The organism is Alkalihalobacillus sp. FSL W8-0930 (assembly GCA_037965595.1).
Lineage (GTDB): Bacteria > Bacillota > Bacilli > Bacillales > Bacillaceae_D > Alkalicoccobacillus.
Genome location: CP150183.1, coordinates 3,736,359 through 3,753,855 on the forward strand (window position 1 = coordinate 3,736,359; position 17,497 = coordinate 3,753,855).

Annotated in this window: 13 protein-coding genes; 5 read left to right on the top strand and 8 right to left on the bottom strand. The window is 40.5% G+C overall.

Going from position 1 to position 17,497, the window contains the following annotated elements; translation table 11 throughout:
• Positions 1-28 precede the first annotated feature (28 nt).
• From NSQ54_19260 to NSQ54_19270, 3 genes are all read left to right on the top strand, one after another.
• Positions 29-2,086, top strand: a complete 2,058-nt coding sequence (locus tag NSQ54_19260; protein ID WYP26436.1) for an MMPL family transporter — start codon at positions 29-31, stop codon at positions 2,084-2,086.
• On the top strand, positions 2,083-3,900 hold the full coding sequence (locus NSQ54_19265; protein WYP26437.1) for a YhgE/Pip domain-containing protein: 1,818 nt from the start codon (positions 2,083-2,085) through the stop codon (positions 3,898-3,900). Before NSQ54_19260 ends, NSQ54_19265 begins: the two co-directional genes overlap by 4 nt.
• 177 nt (positions 3,901-4,077) lie before the next feature.
• Positions 4,078-5,397 (top strand): PQQ-binding-like beta-propeller repeat protein, encoded by a 1,320-nt coding sequence (locus tag NSQ54_19270; GenBank protein ID WYP26438.1) that lies wholly within the window; start codon positions 4,078-4,080, stop codon positions 5,395-5,397.
• Between the two features lie 42 nt (positions 5,398-5,439).
• Here the strand turns inward: NSQ54_19270 and NSQ54_19275 are convergent, their stop codons facing one another.
• A complete protein-coding gene (locus NSQ54_19275) occupies positions 5,440-6,318 on the bottom strand; it encodes an aldo/keto reductase (GenBank protein ID WYP28600.1) in 879 nt (292 codons plus the stop codon).
• Between the two features lie 124 nt (positions 6,319-6,442).
• Positions 6,443-6,877 carry a MarR family transcriptional regulator gene (locus NSQ54_19280; GenBank protein WYP26439.1) on the bottom strand — a complete coding sequence of 145 codons (435 nt, stop codon included), beginning with the start codon at positions 6,875-6,877 and terminating at the stop codon, positions 6,443-6,445.
• A 160-nt stretch (positions 6,878-7,037) separates the two neighbouring features.
• Here NSQ54_19280 and NSQ54_19285 point away from each other — a divergent pair, with 160 nt between their 5' ends.
• Complete coding sequence (locus tag NSQ54_19285; protein ID WYP26440.1) at positions 7,038-7,460, top strand: organic hydroperoxide resistance protein; 423 nt, start codon at positions 7,038-7,040, stop codon at positions 7,458-7,460.
• A 303-nt stretch (positions 7,461-7,763) separates the two neighbouring features.
• Here the strand turns inward: NSQ54_19285 and NSQ54_19290 are convergent, their stop codons facing one another.
• From NSQ54_19290 to yeiL, 5 genes are all read right to left on the bottom strand, one after another.
• Positions 7,764-9,200, bottom strand: coding sequence for a 6-phospho-beta-glucosidase (locus NSQ54_19290; protein ID WYP26441.1), 1,437 nt, complete (start codon positions 9,198-9,200; stop codon positions 7,764-7,766).
• Between the two features lie 59 nt (positions 9,201-9,259).
• Positions 9,260-11,191 carry a beta-glucoside-specific PTS transporter subunit IIABC gene (locus tag NSQ54_19295; protein WYP26442.1) on the bottom strand — a complete coding sequence of 644 codons (1,932 nt, stop codon included), beginning with the start codon at positions 11,189-11,191 and terminating at the stop codon, positions 9,260-9,262.
• Positions 11,192-11,321: 130 nt separating this feature from the next.
• The gene (locus NSQ54_19300) at positions 11,322-12,185 is read right to left on the bottom strand and encodes a PRD domain-containing protein (protein WYP26443.1); all 864 of its coding nucleotides are present in this window, start codon (positions 12,183-12,185) and stop codon (positions 11,322-11,324) included.
• Between the two features lie 230 nt (positions 12,186-12,415).
• Positions 12,416-13,939: a malate:quinone oxidoreductase gene (locus NSQ54_19305; protein WYP26444.1), complete on the bottom strand. Its 1,524-nt coding sequence runs from the start codon at positions 13,937-13,939 to the stop codon at positions 12,416-12,418.
• A 241-nt stretch (positions 13,940-14,180) separates the two neighbouring features.
• A complete protein-coding gene (yeiL, locus tag NSQ54_19310) occupies positions 14,181-14,846 on the bottom strand; it encodes a transcriptional regulator YeiL (GenBank protein ID WYP26445.1) in 666 nt (221 codons plus the stop codon).
• Between the two features lie 79 nt (positions 14,847-14,925).
• On the opposite strand from yeiL, the gene NSQ54_19315 reads away from it, so the two are divergent.
• The gene (locus NSQ54_19315; GenBank protein WYP26446.1) at positions 14,926-16,077 is read left to right on the top strand and encodes an MFS transporter; all 1,152 of its coding nucleotides are present in this window, start codon (positions 14,926-14,928) and stop codon (positions 16,075-16,077) included.
• 117 nt (positions 16,078-16,194) lie between these two features.
• Here the strand turns inward: NSQ54_19315 and NSQ54_19320 are convergent, their stop codons facing one another.
• Positions 16,195-17,451, bottom strand: coding sequence for a hypothetical protein (locus NSQ54_19320; GenBank protein WYP26447.1), 1,257 nt, complete (start codon positions 17,449-17,451; stop codon positions 16,195-16,197).
• Between the last annotated feature and the right edge of the window lie 46 nt (positions 17,452-17,497).

Genomic DNA, 17,497 nt, shown 5'->3' on the forward strand with positions numbered 1-17,497 from the left:
TGAAATGTCAATATAGGTGGGGACAAAATTGCTTATACATAAAATCATTCAATACAAGAGGTCCGTCGTGCTGTCATTTGCAGCACTAACGATTGTTGCTATCATTGCTCAATTTTTTGTATCCGTTAACTACAACATGGTTGATTATCTTCCAGAGGATGCTCCTTCAAGTATTGGCCTCGAGGAAATGCAAAGGGAATTCACATCGTCTATTCCTAATACGAATGTTCTCATACGTGATGTCACCGTACAAGAAGCGATTGATTATAAAGAACAGCTTGGTGCGATCAATGGTGTCACTGATGTTACCTGGCTTGATGACATCATGGACACTCGAATTCCACTTGAGATGGCAGATAAGGCTATGATCGAGTCCTATTATAAAGATGGTCAGGCGCTTATTTCATTAACAATTGAAACAGGTGCAGAGGTTGAAGCCACTGATGCCATTTATGAATTGATTGGCGAGGAGAACGCGGTCGCAGGCGAAGCCGTGAATACCGCTACTTCACAAAATATGACGAGCTCAGAGACGATTTATGCGGCTGCATTGCTAGTCCCGATCATCATTATTATTCTTGTTCTTTCAACCAACTCATGGGTAGAGCCAATTTTCTTCTTAACAGCAATCGGTGTCTCCATACTCATTAACTTAGGCACAAATATTTTCTTAGGGGAGATCTCGTTTGTTACCCAATCTGTCGCACCAATCCTGCAGCTTGCCGTTTCGCTGGACTATGCAGTCTTTTTGCTACACAGATTCTCTGATGAGTTGAAGCTCGGACATTCACCGGAAAAAGCGATGGCTATTGCGATGAAAGCTTCATTCCCTGTTATCTTTGTCAGTGCACTTACCACTTTTTTTGGATTCATGTCCCTAATGTTAATGGACTTTGGAGTCGGTGCAGACCTTGGTTTGAATCTAGTAAAAGGAATTGTGTTTAGCTTTTTATCCGTTGTGATCTTCTTACCTGCATTGACGCTATACGGGTATAAATGGATTGAAAGAACACAGCATAAAAGTCTTGTTCCAAGCTTTAAAGGAGTTGGAGCAGCCTTACTGAAATGGCGGATGCCTGCTCTTATCCTAGTCTTTATCTTACTGGTGCCGAGCTTCCTGGCTCAAAGTAGTACATCCTTCACATATGGGTTAGGAGATTTGCCAGAGAATACACGAACAGGTCAGGATATTAAAGCTATTGACGAGGCGTTTGGTCAATCCACACCAATTGTACTACTCGTACCAAACGATGATATCGCAAAAGAAGATCAGCTGGCACTGGAACTCGAGCAGCTGCCCTATGTGGACTCGGTCATGTCCTATACCACTGCTGTGGATTCGGCCATTCCAATCGACTTCTTAGATGAATCGATTACAAATGAATTTCGTTCCGACAATTATAGTCGGATCATGGTCATGACTAGCGCTGGCGTTGAAGGCGATATCCCATTCCAGTTAGTTGAACAGACACGGGAACTCGCAGATTCCTATTACGGGGATGATGCCTATACATTGGGAGAAAGTGTCACGCTTTATGATATGAAGGTAACGGTCAGTAAGGATAATCAATTCGTTAATATCATGACCATTATTACGATTGCGGTTGTGCTTTTGCTAACATTCCGGTCAGTTTCAATCCCAATTATTTTGTTACTTACGATTCAAGCTGCCGTTTGGATTAATTTATCCGTCCCTTATTTTACGAACGATTCCCTTGTCTTTGTCGGGTACTTAATTGTGAGTACGGTGCAACTTGCCGCCACAATTGATTACGCCATTCTTTTAATGGAAACATACAAACATCACCGCGCGAAAATGAATGCTTATGAAGCGATGAAAAAAGCGTTAGATGAAAAATTATTCTCGATCACGATATCAGCAGCTATCCTATCAAGCGTTGGGTTTATTTTATGGTTTACTTCTACGAACCCTACCGTATCAGCTATTGGTCTCTTACTCGGACGTGGTGCTGCACTTGCTTTTGTACTTGTCATCGTGTTCTTGCCAGCCTTACTGATTGTCTGTGATCGCTTTGTGAAAAAGACGACATACCGAGCAAATTTTTATGAGGAGGAAGACAAATGAAACGAGTCATCCCAGCTACGTTAGCGGCTACATTACTTATACACCCTGTTTGGTTTACGACATTCGCATATGCCGAGGACTCCTCACCAACTGGAACCATCTATTCAAAGGATGAGGTCATCTACGCGAATCTAGATGAAGTAGGGACGGTTAATGAGCTGTATGTTGTAAATGCCTTGGAGGTAGGTAGAGAAGGATCGATTATTGATTATGGTAACTATGACAACCTTACAAATCTAACGACTCTATCTGAAATGACCCAGCTGGAACAGGATCAAGTTGAGATACATGATGCACCTGAAGGTATGTTTTATTACCAAGGAAACCTCTCAACGAATACAAATCTACCGTGGAATTTTGATATTTCATACGTCTTAGATGGAAATGAAGTCTCTCCAGAAGAACTCGTGGGAAATGACGGAAGCTTTGAACTGCATATCAATGTCACACAAAACGAGGAGGTAGATCCTGCTTTTTTTGAAAATTATCTACTCCAACTCTCAATTCCTTTGGACAGTACTATCTTCACTCAAATTGATGCACCTGAGGCGACTGTCGCAAATGCAGGCCAAAATAAGCAGTTGGCCTATACGATCATGCCTGAAGAAGAGGCATCATACACGCTTCGGGCCAATGTCTCAAACTTTGAAATGAGTGGAATTGAAATCTCTGCTCTTCCCTCTTCGTTTGCCATTGATACACCTGACACTGAAGAATTAACTGGAGAATTTGACTCGTTAACAGGAGCCATCAGTGATCTAAACAACGGTTTAGGGGACGTAAAATCTGGAATTGACGCCTTGTCGACTGGTCTTGTTCAACTGGAAACGGGATCCGCTAACTACCGGGATGGTGTAAACGAAGCTGCAAATGGCGGTTCGGATTTAGTGGAAGCATCCGGTGCCATCCAATCAGGTTTAAATCAGTTAAATGAAGGACTATCTGCAAGCGATACAAACATCGATATTGGTCTTGACGAAGACCTATTTGGCGCCCTTAATCAGTTCACAATTGGATTATCCGAGCTCAGCGCAGGAATGGATGAACTCAATACCCATTATCAGGATGCCTATGGCGTTCTAAAAGAAGCAATTAATGACATTCCCTCTACTGAAATAAGTGAAGAGGAGATTCAGCAGCTATACATTGATAACCCTGAATCAGAGGTTGTTCATCAACTTGTAGAAACGTACGCAGCAGCCCAAAGAGCAAGAGCAACCTTCTATGCTGTAGATGAAGCCTTTCAAGCGGTTCAGCCAGCATTAGAAGAAATGAGTCAGGCCTCCTCACAATTAGAAGAAGGGATGAATACATTCTCATCCTCCGTTCAAGAAGGCTTACAGGACCTTGATTTAGGAGAGGGACTTGAAGAGCTTGCGAGTGGAATCAACGAGCTTGCCTCGCAATATGGCAGCTTTCATAATGGATTAGTAGAGTATACAGGTGGAGTCAACCAGCTATCCAGTGGATATCAAGAGCTTCACAACGGACTCAGTGAATCAGCAAATGGATCGTCTGAGCTATCCGGTGGTCTTTCTGACATTCGAGGAGGCATGACAGAGCTCGAAACGGCCACATCAGACATTCCAGAACAAATGCAGGAAGAAATTGATGAAATGATCTCCCAGTACGATAAGTCCGACTTTGAAGCCATATCTTTTGTTTCAGCAGAAAATAATGAGCTCGTAAATAATGTACAATTTGTCATTCAAACCGAGGGCATCGTTCTCCCCGACGATACAGAGGAAGCATCTGGCGAAGAAGATGATCCTAGCATTTGGCAGCGATTTTTATCGTTGTTTGGTTGGGATTAAATATATGAATGAAGAAGTAGCGACCTTGTTTTCGCTACTTCTTTTTTATGACCAAATTATGTTAAATTACTAGTCACTCAGAGTGAAAAGAGATTAGGTCATTCTAATCATGGATTATTATTCCATATTAGTGGAAAATGATAATACATGCTATAGATCGTAGAAAGGATGGTTAATTTGGTACATAAAAAAACGATGGTAAATATGAGTCTTGCCACTCCATTCCTTCTAATACTATTTCTTTTTGCTTGTTCGTCGGAAGAATCAACAAGTGAACCGTTAGAGACAGCTCAAGCAGAAATAGAGAAAAATGAAGAAGTAGTAGAAGAAACAACTGAAGAGGTAATCGAGGAAGAAGAAAATGAAGGCTATCCATTTCCACCAAAAGCAGAGATCGTTTCTTCCTTTTCTGAAGCAGAGATCAAAACCTCAGATGACTATGATAACCTAGTCGCACAAACGTTAAGACAGGACAATATGACTCCAAGAATTTTTTTAGGCGATGAAGAAGTCGTTGCAGCAGAAAGTTTTTTCATCTATCGATATGATCTGAGTAATCAAGAAGAAATCTGGAGAATGCAAGACGGCATACACGATCTGGCGGAAGCACAGATTATTGATGGCACCTTATATTCATATAATACAAAAGGAGTCATCGCAACGGATCTTGATAGCGGTAAGGTGGTTAGAGACTACCCTTTTGAACTTGGTCATGAACCACGTCCACACTATTTTGATGACTACCTTCTCCTTTACAATCATGAAGAACTAACCGCCTTTGACTTTCATACAGGAGAAGAGCTTTGGACAAACTCCCTACCCAGTGCTATAGATACAGCTATCATAGAAAGTGACCAAGGATTTATTTACGAAAACGACCTTATATTATATATTCTCGATAAGGATACAGGTGAGGTCTTATTTGAACATGACCGCCCTTATACACTATCTGATAGCAAGAGCTTAAATCATTATCCAATTGTCCATGAAGACTCTATCTTTGTCGCTGATTACGCACTTGTTGATCGAGTGACGATTCTTAAAGAGTTAGATGCTAAGACAGGAGAATTACGTAACGAGGCCTCATTTGATGCTAGTCACTCTGGTATGCGTGAGCCTATGAAAACGGATACTGGCATACTAATGCCCACAGATATTGAACAATCAGGAGAACTCGCTTTCCTGAACTTTGATCTAGAAGAACAATGGAGAATCGACCATGATGGATTTGTTCTCGAAAGATACCTATATCTAGATGGAAAAATCTATCTTGTCGCAGCCAAAGGGGAAATTCCGGCGGTAGGAGATTATCACCTCTTTGTTATAGATAGTGAATCAGGAGAAATTGAAGAAGCCATCGAACTTGGAAATGGGTTTAAAAACAAACAGCTTTATACGAATAATGGTAAAGTCTACGTGTATTTAAACGGTGATGCTGACACTCGTACGTTTATTTATGACCACGAAGGAAATACATATCGTCCGTTTGCAGAATAATGTATATAAATCCCCTGGCCTAGTGGCTCAGGGGATTATTTTTTATGGAATCATATTACCTGCTGCAGCATACAACTCATTCCACTCTTCGCGAGTTAATGGAATGGCTGATCCCTCAGCTGATTCCCTTAAGCGACCGGCATTCGTTGTACCAAGCACAACCTGGATATTGGCTGGGTGGCGTGTAACCCATGCAACAGCAATGGTAGTTGGAGTCACATCATATTTTCTGGCAAGACGATCTAGAACATCGTTTAGTTTCGGGAATCGCTCACGATCTCCTACGAATACGCCGTCAAAGAAACCAGTTTGGAATGGAGACCACGCTTGTAAGGTAATATCGTTTAAACGACAATACTCCAACGTACTACTATCTCTGTTCACAGCATTCTCCGTATTCATATTTAGCGATACCCCCGAATCGATGAGAGGAGTATGAGCTAAACTGAATTGTACCTGATTCACAACAAGCTTCTGATTTAAGCTCTTCTGGAGGAGTTCAATTTGCATTGGGTTGTGGTTTGAAACACCAAAGTGACGAACTTTTCCAGTAGCGTGCAATTGATCAAAGGCTTCTGCCACTTCCTCTGGCTCCATCAATGGATCCGGACGGTGAAGCAGTAGAATATCTAAATACTCAGTCTGTAATCTCTGAAGGATTTTATCAACGGACGTTAAAATATGATCCTTGGAAAAATCGTAATATCCCGTAGCGCCGTGTCTGATCCCACATTTACTTTGAATAATCATGTTTTCGCGTATACTCTTATCCATTGAGATAGCCTGAGCAAATTGTTCCTCACAGCTTCCTCCACCGTAAATATCAGCGTGATCAAAGAAATTGATTCCAGCTTCTTGAGCTGTATGAATTAATGCTTCTGTTTCCTTTAAAGACAAGCTGTTAATTCGCATATTTCCCATAATAATGTTGGACACATTTAAATCGGTTCCTTTAATGTTAAATTGTTTCAACCTAAAGCCCTCCTAGTCATCGTGTCGTACTCAATAATAGCTTACTAAATTGATCAGCCGCTGTATACTTTTTCTATTTCTTCTTCATTTGCTTGAGAAAGATAGTAAGAAGCTCGTCTAGCTTTTTATAATCCTCTAAGTCTAATGAGAGATTTCCCACTAACTGTGAAGGGATACATTCAGCCTTCTCCTTTAGTGCTACTCCCTTTTCCGTAAGCTCAATGATAACACTCCGCTCATCTTCTACTGAGCGCTTACGGGTAAGAAGGCCGTGTGTCTCCATGCGCTTTAACATAGGAGTTAACGTACCAGAGTCTAAAGATAGCTTCTCGCCTAACTCTTTTACTGTACTTGTATTCTTCTCCCATAGAACTAATAAAACAAGATATTGTGAATAGGTGACATCCAGTTCACCTAATAATGTGCGATACATTTTCATGATTTCTTTCTCTGCTGTATACATCTTAAAGCAGATTTGATTCTCTAGTTTTAGTGCCTCGTTATCCATTAACGACACTCCTTTCTGCTTCTTTCTATCATACACAATAGTAAGATTAAACACCAAAATTAAATTGTGCAAAACTTAATTGTTGACTATATAATTTTAATACGTTACGATGGTTTCAAGCAATTAAGTTTTGCACAATACAAATCAGGAGGTTTTCAACATGAAATCATTGTATACAGCAAAAGCAACAGCAGAAGGCGGACGTCAAGGAAAAGTAACAAGCAGCGACGGTACACTAGATTTAACTCTAACAATGCCTAAATCACTTGGCGGTCAAGAAAAAGAAGGCGCAACAAATCCAGAACAACTATTTGCAGCAGGCTACTCTGCATGCTTCGATAGCGCACTAGCAGCCGTGGCAAGACAATCTAAGAAACGTATTGAATCAAAAGTGACTTCTGAAGTTTCAATTGGCCAAGATCCAGAAGGTGGCTTTAAACTAGCGGTTGTCTTAACTGTTGCAGTGAACGGCGTATCTCTTGAAGAAGCAGAAGAACTAGTTGAGCAAGCACACAGCTTCTGTCCATATTCAAAAGCAACAAAAGGCAATATCGATGTGGAGCTAAGCACATCCGTATACTAAGCCGAACATCGTTTAAATAGAGTGGAAAAGAGACTGAGAAAAAACTTAAATTAACTAGAAAATGGCGAATGATTCTAAGATAAAATCATTCGCTATTAGTGTTTTCTTCGTATTTTTTAGACAAGCGGAGGGAGAACCCGAGACTCCTACGGAACAGAACGTGGTGAAGACACTGTAGCGGCGCCCTTTCCGCGAAAGGGGCTGAGGCCGTTCCCGTGGAAAGCGAGGGATTCTCCTGTAGCGGATAGATTGCTATGTTCGTGTTTTGCTAACACATTCATATAATGGCTCAGACTTTTTTTCTTACGTTAAATCAGATCCATTTGACTCAATCACTTTCTTATACCATGCAAAGCTTTTCTTAGGCGTTCGTTTTAAACTACCAACTCCAGCATTGTCCCGATCAACATAGATGTAGCCATATCTTTTCTTCATTTCACCGGTTGAGGCACTGACAATATCAATAGGTCCCCAACTGGTGTACCCAATGATTTTAACCCCATCCTTAATCGCTTCTCCCATCGCTTCAACATGCTGACGCATATAATCGATGCGATAATCGTCCTCTACATACCCATCTGCATCTGGAACATCAACAGCACCTAATCCGTTTTCAACAACAAACAGTGGTTTTTGGTAACGATCATACAAGTGGTTAGCTGTGATTCTGAACCCTTTAGGGTCAATCGTCCAACCCCACTCTGAGCTAGATAGATACGGATTCTCGATTGAACCGAAGACATTTCCCTCTGTTTGGTTCTTTAAGATTTCAGGATCAACACTTGTTGTTCTGCTAGAGTAGTAACTGAACCCAATGTAATCAACCGTATGTTCCTTAAGTAATTCTAAGTCTCCATCTTCCATCTCAATCGTAATCTCATTCTCTGCAAGATAACGCTTTGCGTATCCTGGGTATTCCCCTCGCGACTGAACATCAATGAAAAAGAACGACTCACGGTCTTTTTCCATCGCGTCAAATACATCATCAGGATTGCTTGTATAAGCGTACGTAGAGCCAGCTGCGAGCATACAACCTATTTTGGCATCCGGACTTATTTCATGACATGCTTTTACAGCTAGTGCACTTGCAACAAGCTGGTGATGAGCTGCTTGATACTTACTCTTTGTTCGATCTTCTCCTTCTTCAAAGATAAGACCAGCACCTATATACGGTAAGTGAAGGAGCATATTAATCTCGTTAAATGTCATCCAATACTTTACTTTATCTTTGTATCTAGTAAGTATGGTACGAGCATATCTTTCAAAGAAATCAACGAGTTTCCGATTTCTCCAGCTTTTATACGTCGTGATCAGATGAACAGGCACATCAAAGTGAGCCATTGTCACAACAGGTTCAATATCGTATTTCAATAATTCATCGAATAAATCATCATAAAATTGAAGACCTTGTTCATTAGGCTCCTCTTCGTCTCCATTAGGAAAGATCCTTGCCCATGAAATCGAAACACGCAAAGCCTTAAATCCCATTTCTGCAAAAAGAGCGATATCTTCTTTATACCGATGATAGAAGTCAATCGCTTCATGTGAAGGATAATAGAGCTCATCCTTTAAAGAGATATCTGGCTCATTACCAAACATCATATCCCAACGCTTATCGCCAGTTGGAAGTGTGTCAACGATTGTTAAACCTTTTCCAGCTGCTTGATAAGCTCCTTCTACTTGATTAGCTGCAATAGCGCCGCCCCACAAAAAGTCTTTAGGAAATGGTTGCATTGTCATAGACTAAACTCCCTTTCTCGTTATGAAGAGGACCGGCACTCACCGATCCCCTACCATCATTAATTAGCTTGATCTGCGATTAGTGTAAGGAAATCATCGCCTTTTTTAAGTGCATTGCTTTTCGTAGCTTGAATTTCCTTATATTCTTTGTGGTTTGTGATAATGACTGGTGTATCTAATGAGAAGCCTTCTTTCTTGATTGCTTCAATATCAAACTCAACAAGTAATTGACCTTTCTCAACACGATCTCCCTGCTGAACAAAAGTACGGAAGTGCTCTCCTTGTAATTGAACCGTATCCATCCCTATGTGAATGAGTACCTCAGCCCCACTATCGGTTTTTAATCCAATTGCGTGTTTTGTTGGAAACAAAACAGAGATGACTCCTGATGCTGGAGCATAGACATTGCCTTCTACCGGAACGACTGCGACACCTTCACCTAAAGCCCCTGATGAAAAGGCTGCATCCTTTACCTGATCAAGAGGAACAATCTTTCCTGTTAATGGACTTACAAAAATCTCATCTTTTTTAATCTCATTTGATACGTTAGTTACTGTTGGTTTCACTTCTTCTACCTTTTCTGGTTCCGTCACTTTGTTCACGCCTCCGAATAGGTACGTCAGAATAAAAGCGATGACGAATGCAACTGGCATGGAAGCCATTGCGCCCCAGAAACCTACATTTAACCCTTCAGGACCAATAAAGGAAGGAACTTGGAAAATACCTAATCCTCCGATCATATAACCTGCGCCACCACTAAAGCCAATGATTGCGCCTCCAATACCTGCCCCTACTAAGCTGAACAAGAATGGTTTTTTCAAAGGAAGGGTAATACCATAGATGGCAGGCTCAGTAACTCCAAAGATTCCTGAGATGAATGCAGGGAAGCTAAGTGTTTTGAGTTTGTCATTCTTCGTACGGATCCATACAGCAAGCACGGCTCCAATCTGTGCAAATGATGCAGCAAAAATCATGGCTAATACAGGATCAGATCCCGTAGACACGAGGTTATTAAGAGCAATTGGAACAAGACCCCAATGCAATCCGAAAATAACAATAACCTGCCATAGTCCGCCAAGAACTAAACCAGCAACGACTGGACTTAAATCATATACAAAGATCGTAGCTTGACCTAAAAGCTGACTTGCCCAAGTAGCAATTGGTCCAATGATAATAAATGTAACTGGAATAACAATTAGTAATGTTGAAAAAGGAACCAAGAACATTTTCACAACATCTGGAATGATTTTCTTAAAGAAACGCTCAACTTTTGAAGCAAAGAACGCAGCTAAAATGATCGGAATAACAGATTGCGCATAGCTCATTAAGATAACCGGTATGCCTAAAAACGTAATATAAATTGGTGATTCAAAGATTGTACCGCCAAATAACACATAAAGTGGTTCACCACTCATAATCTCTGAGATAGACGGATAAACAAGAGCCGCTCCAATCGCTAAACCAAGAAACGGATTTCCACCAAACTTCTTAATCGCTGTGTATCCAAGGAAGATTGGGAAGAAGTAGAACAAACAATCTCCGATAATATTAAGCATCAAATACGTGCCATCGGTTTCCTCTAACCAGCCAGTCGCAAGGAACAGTGCATTAAACCCTTTAATCATCCCTGTTGCAGCTAGCACACCTAGTATTGGTGTAAAGATGCTTGCGATGATATCAATGAATCGATTAAATAAGCTGCCTCCTTGCTCTTCCTCACCTTGGTCTACTTGGGAAGCGTTTGCAAAACCGCCAATTAACGTAACTGCTTTATACACATCAGGTACGTGGTTGCCGATGACTACTTGATATTGACCACCACTCTTCATAACCGTGACAATACCATCCATGTTTTTCAATACTTCCGTTTGAGCTTTACTTTCATCTTTTAATTTAAAACGTAACCGTGTGATACAGTGCACGACACTATTTACATTTTCTTTTCCGCCAACTTTTTCAATAATCTCTTTGGCTAATTGTTCGTATTTCATAATGAGTAACCTCCCATTTAACGTTTTGAGTATAAAAAAAACCCGAACCAGCTCATGGTGTACGCGACACCGCTAAGCCAGATCAGGTTATGCCCACTTAAGGTAACACCCTAATAAAGAGATATATAATTTATGATTCCATTGTTTGATCCGTTTGACGTTTGGTTACCCGATGAGTATGAAGAATCAAATACGTTTCTTCATCTTTAGAGATGTCCCAGTTCAAACTTTTGTTAAGATAGGCTTTAATTTTTTGCGTACATTCAAATGCTTCTGGATACTTTATCTTAATTTGATCATATAAGAAGTAATCTTCATCACTTGAATACTCTTCCTCCATTCGTGAATAACGAACGGCAAAGAAACGAAGATGTGTAATGAATCGCTCATAATTAATCGAATTCTCATCTAATTCCATTTCATAATGGTACTTCACAATGTTTAATACGTCGTTAACGAGTTCGGTTACCTGAACAGCCATCTCTAAGTTTCCACCTGACATAGCGCTGTTCACAAGATGTAGCGCAATGGATGCTGCTTCATCTTCAGGAAAATCAACTCCCGTATCTCGTTTTATAATCTCAAGCGCCTTAAGAGCTACTTGATATTCAGACTTATAATACTTACGAATTTCCCATAAAAGCGGGTTCTTCAATTGAATGTTTTCTTTGTGTCTCCTGATTGCGAAGGCAATATGATCGGTTAAGGCGACATAGAGATAATCATCTAACGTATAGGATAACTGTGACCTTGCATGATCTAAGATCCTAGCCGCTATCACTAGGTATAGCTCCGATGTCTCCCTTAAAAGGGTAGCAAGCTTATCAGAGACCCCATCCTTTTCAAGAATAAATGTCTTTTCAATCTTTGCTGGATCAATGCTGTCACCTGTTTTCTTCTGAAAAGCCAGACCTCTACCCATGACGACTTGCTCTTGTCCATTATCATTAAATGCAATAACCACGTTATGATTTAGTACCTTTTCGATTTTCAACCGCTTCACCTCGTTCGACTCACCCATTCATGTAAGAAAGCGATTGTTCAAAAAAAACCTAACACTAATACGCACGGATCCCATGGTGAGCCCCACATAAAAGAAGTTAGGTTTTGCCTGCCGAACAGTAACAATCCAAGTTATTGGTTTGTAATCGCTTACCTATTTTTATCATAAACAAATATATACTGTCAAGAGCGTTTTTCGACAAAAAAACTGGTTGAGTAAAATCAACCAGCTTGATGATTTGTATGAGACCCCTTTGCTTTATTAGGGTCATTTAACTCCAATACTTCCGCCGTCGAAGCATGAACATGATCAAGAAGTTCTTGGTTGTTCATCAATAATTGTCCGTAGGACGGAACCATTTCCTTGATCTTTCCTTCCCATTCTTTCATATGAGTAGGGAAACAGCGTTTAATGACATCGAGCATGACATGGACAGCTGTTGATGCGCCTGGCGATGCTCCCAGTAATGCAGCGATTGAACCATCTTCCGCACTAATAACTTCTGTACCAAATTGAAGTGTTCCTTTTCCGCCTGCTTCCGTATCCTTAATAACCTGAACACGTTGACCGGCAATAACAAGATCCCAATCTTCTGTCTTGGCATTCGGAATAAAGTCACGCAAGTCCTTCATACGTTGCTCTTTAGAAAGCATCACTTGTTGAATCAAATATTTTGTCAGTGACATATTCTTTGCTCCTGCAGCAAGCATCGTCACTAAGTTATCCGCTTTCACAGATGTAAAGAGGTCTAACACGGATCCATGCTTTAAGAACTTCGGCGAAAATCCAGCAAACGGTCCAAACAAAAGCATTTTTTGATTATTAATAAAGCGTGTATCAAGGTGAGGTACAGACATCGGCGGTGCACCGACTTTCGCCTTACCGTACACCTTTGCGTGATGCTGATTGACAACTTCAGGGTTGTTACAGGCCATAAAGATACCACTAACCGGGAATCCACCGATGTGTCTCCCCTCTGGAATGCCTGACTTTTGAAGAAGGTGCAGACTTCCACCTCCTCCGCCAATGAACACAAACTTCGCTTTGTGAACTGCCGTTGTACCGCTTTCAAGATTACGTACCTTTACTTCCCACAACCCATCATTTGTGCGTGTTAAGTCGGTTACGGTATGTTGGTAATGCATATCTACACCTAAAGACTCTAGATGATCAAACATCTTGTGCGTTAACGAGCCAAAATTCACATCCGTACCCGTATCAATCTTTGTTGCTGCGATGTGATCCTCTTGGAGACGACCGTTCATCATTAGTGGGATCCATTCCATCAATTTCTCTGGATCCTCTGTAAATTCCATACCTTTAAAGAGAGGGTTGTCTGAAAGCGCTTTAAAACGTTTTTTAAGAAACTCGATATTGGCTTGCCCTTGTACCATACTCATATGTGGTAGAGATTTAATGAACTCCTGCGGGTTTTGTATTCTGCGTTGGCTAACCAAATAAGACCAAAACTGCATAGAGACTTGAAACTGTTCATTAATGTTAATTGCCTTGCTAATATCCATCGTACCATCGGGTTTTTCTGATGTGTAATTTAATTCACATAAGGCCGCATGACCTGTCCCCGCGTTATTCCATTCATTCGAACTTTCTTCACCTGCATTTGATAGCTTTTCAAAAACTGTCATCTTCCAGTTCGGTGCTAATTCCTTTAACAGTGCGCCCAACGTTGAGCTCATAATGCCAGCACCAATCAATATAACGTCCGTACTTTGTGTGTTCGTCATATATTTTCAGTCCTTATACGTTAAGATTCGAAGAAAAATTTGAAATTGTACTTTTCTTATTGTACCACTTTCAGGACCAATTTAAAATATCACCCGCTTTTTTACATAAAATATCGTGGAAAATATAGGTATATTAGTATAACATCTCATGATTATCTTAGGCTCATTACTTACTATATGTATTTCTATACAGACTTGTTATTCATGTAGATTGAAATTGGTTTACTTTGATATCCCCCATTCATCTTAATCCTTTGGCAAGTGACCGTAATGCTTCTAAGTTATGAATGTTATATGCTTTACCTGCTTTACTCAGGTACCCCTTTTCACAGAATAACTGAAGCACATGTAATAAATGCCTATACGAAACGCCAAGATAATCACAAACCGTCACATGTTTTTCTCGGTATATGCCTTGATCAGCCAATTCTAAAATAAAGTGTGCGAGACGATTCTCAAGTGGAAAGGCCTGGCTTTGAGAAGACTTCGTCGACATAAAGGTTGCCTTTTTACTTAAAAAGATTGCTAGCTCCCGTAGAAACACCACATCCTCCAACAGGTTCGTTCTACAAGTCACAAGTGGGATAGCAAAGCACACTGTTCTTGTCGCAACCTGAATCCCTTTAGAATAATAATTCTCATGCAGCAGCTCCATTTCCCCGATATAATCGCCTGGGTTCACAAAATTAATGAGTGAAACCTTACCATTCAAATGCGTTGTATAAATCTTCGCCTTGCCCTCTACCATATAAAAGAGTGCATCCGGTTTTGTGCCCTCGCGAACAATCCACTCGTTTCGCTGAAATTCATGAACAGTCATGTATTCATGTACCGGAAAAGAAAATCGATGCGCAATGGAATGTTCTTTTATATATTGATTCATTTTTTCTGTTGTCACCTTAGTCATCTTACACCTCAAATATGAGAAATCTCCTATTTCTAACCTTCCATAACATGATACCATGCATAAGAATGGAGGATGCATCATGAATACACATCGCTGGATGAGCACGCAGTTTTTTAGTTTCTTTGTTACATGGGGAATATTCCTGCCTTTTTGGACAGGTTGGTTAGTCTATTCAAAAAATCTTTCTATAACGGATGCAAGCTTAATCATGAGTATGGGACTAGTGGCACGCGGACTTTCTACACTTTTTGCCTTTCCTTACTTATCTGGATGCTTCAGTAATAAGGTTGTTTTAAAGGGAGCCGCTATTGGAACGTTGATTTCAGTCCTTTGCTATATCCCGTCTCAAACCTTTACTAGTTTACTTCTCGTTACGATTTTCTTTCACTTTTTTTATCCACCACTCATGCCTATATTGGATACAGCAGCAAGCCGACTCGTGCAGCATAAACAATTAGAGCATTATGGCAAAACGCGTCAGTGGGGATCAATCGGTTTTGTGAGTGTAGGGATCGTTCTTTCTCTTTTTATAACAGCATATAGCGAGGACGTTATTTATTACGCTTTCCTACTTGGCATTTCTGTTCTAGTATTCTTAGCTTTTCAAAAAGCACCATTGGTTTTGTCAGAAAAACCTGTCAAAAACCCAGCAGTGACGGGCGGTTTCATGAAAATGTTTCATATGAAACATTTTTGGCTTGTTCTATTAATTGTTGTTTTACTGCAGGCAGCTCATGCATCTTACTATAATTATGGATACATTTACTTACAGGACATTGGGGCACCTGATTACTTGATTGGCGTCATTATTAACATTGCGGTCATGGCTGAAATTATCTTTTTCTCCACGGCAGATAGAGGGTTTAAACGATTCTCCATTGGATCTCTACTTGCACTTGCTGCATTTGGATCCTCGCTTCGGTGGCTGTTAGTCTTTGCGTTTCCAAGTGTAATTGTTTTTTCCTTTGCCCAAATTCTTCATGCATGCTCGTTTGCCATGGCTCATTACGCATTTATGCAATACTTGATCCGATATATCCCTCAGCATCAAATCCCAAAAGTACAAGGCCTGTACTCAGCGCTTGCACTGAGTTGGAGCACCGCTGTCTTCACATTATTCGGCGGGTACCTTTATGAGATTAAACCTGGATATGCTTTCTTAGGAATGGTGGTTTCAACGCTACCTGCTTTGCTTCTGGCATTAAGATATCGGATGGTTGAGGATAAGTGATAACATGAGGCTGGGACATAACATTAATGTAGTGAGTAAAACAAGAACACAGCAAATAATTCGCTACAGGAGAATCATTTACCATTTTCTCGTTGATTTTTAGTTATGTCCCGGCTTCTAAATGTCTTTCTCGTCTACCACGGTTCCACGATCAGCGAGAACTACTTTTTGGCAGTCTAATTTGCCGCAGAGGACAAAGCGCTTTTCTTCCTCATCGTAGACATAGTAAGGTTCGAGTGTGAGGTGCTTCCGTAATGTATGAACAGCTTCCTCTTTAAGAATCCTTAAATCTCCAGACATCTTAAACGATTCATACATCGCAGCAAAGTCACTTGTATCCAAGATATTCATTACTTTAAAATCTTGAGGGTCAATCATAAAAACAAGCTTGGCTTGAAATGCCTTCGCTCCCTTCTCAACTGGACGTGTAACTGCATGGATTACTCCCCACTCCCGAAACATTCCTGAAAGCATCCATTTTCCGCTATCATGCGGATAGAAGGAAGACACATAGTCTGTAACGATCTCCTTTACTCTCAATTGATCAATCTCATTAATTGGTTGAGCATCTACGCTTTCTTCATTTTTAAAAGCCGTCTCAATCGATACTTCACGGCTCATCGATAATTCTGTTCTTACTCTCCCTCGTGCTCCTGGCCTACTCCATGTCAACGGCTTATTCAACAAAACATAAGGTCGTTCAAGGAGAGAATAAGGGTATGTCTTCTTTAAATCGTGACGTATAAATAATTCCTCCACCATATAGACCTCTTGTATCGCTTCTTTATCAAAGTCCGGTAAGGCATACCGATCCACTTGCTTTTCAAATAAATCGTGAACATCCTCCACTTGTAAAAGATAATCTTCCTTTGCTGCCACGCTTTGATTGGGGAAAACACCATGCTTAGAAAATAGAGTCAGTTGATTTAAATCATTCCACTCAACATGTATGTACCCTCCAGGATCGGTTGGAATTCCATCTATACAACTTTTAAATCCATAGCTTCGTTCATCTTTCTGTTCAATCATAAAACTGTCAGCATGCAGTCCGGTCATCTTTTTGACCCATTTGATAACCTCAGCTTGATTTGAAAATGAGTAAGACGTCTCAGCAAAGGATGTATCTCCTCCAAAAATCACTCGACTAAAAACCTGTTCATGAATATCCAGCTCAATCGTCGCTGCCCCCTCAGGATACATATCCTCTTCCGTTATACCTTCGACTCCTTTTGGCAACCATTCCGTACATAATACATACCTCGTGTCATTTAATGCGTTTACTTCCTGCAAAATAGTATGCTTATGCAAGGTGTAATTTGTTAAACCCCACTTAAGCTTCATTTCATTAATCATTGTTTCAATCGTTGAATTCAACCCGCCACCTCCATACGATTCTTACTCTACTATAATAAAAAATCCG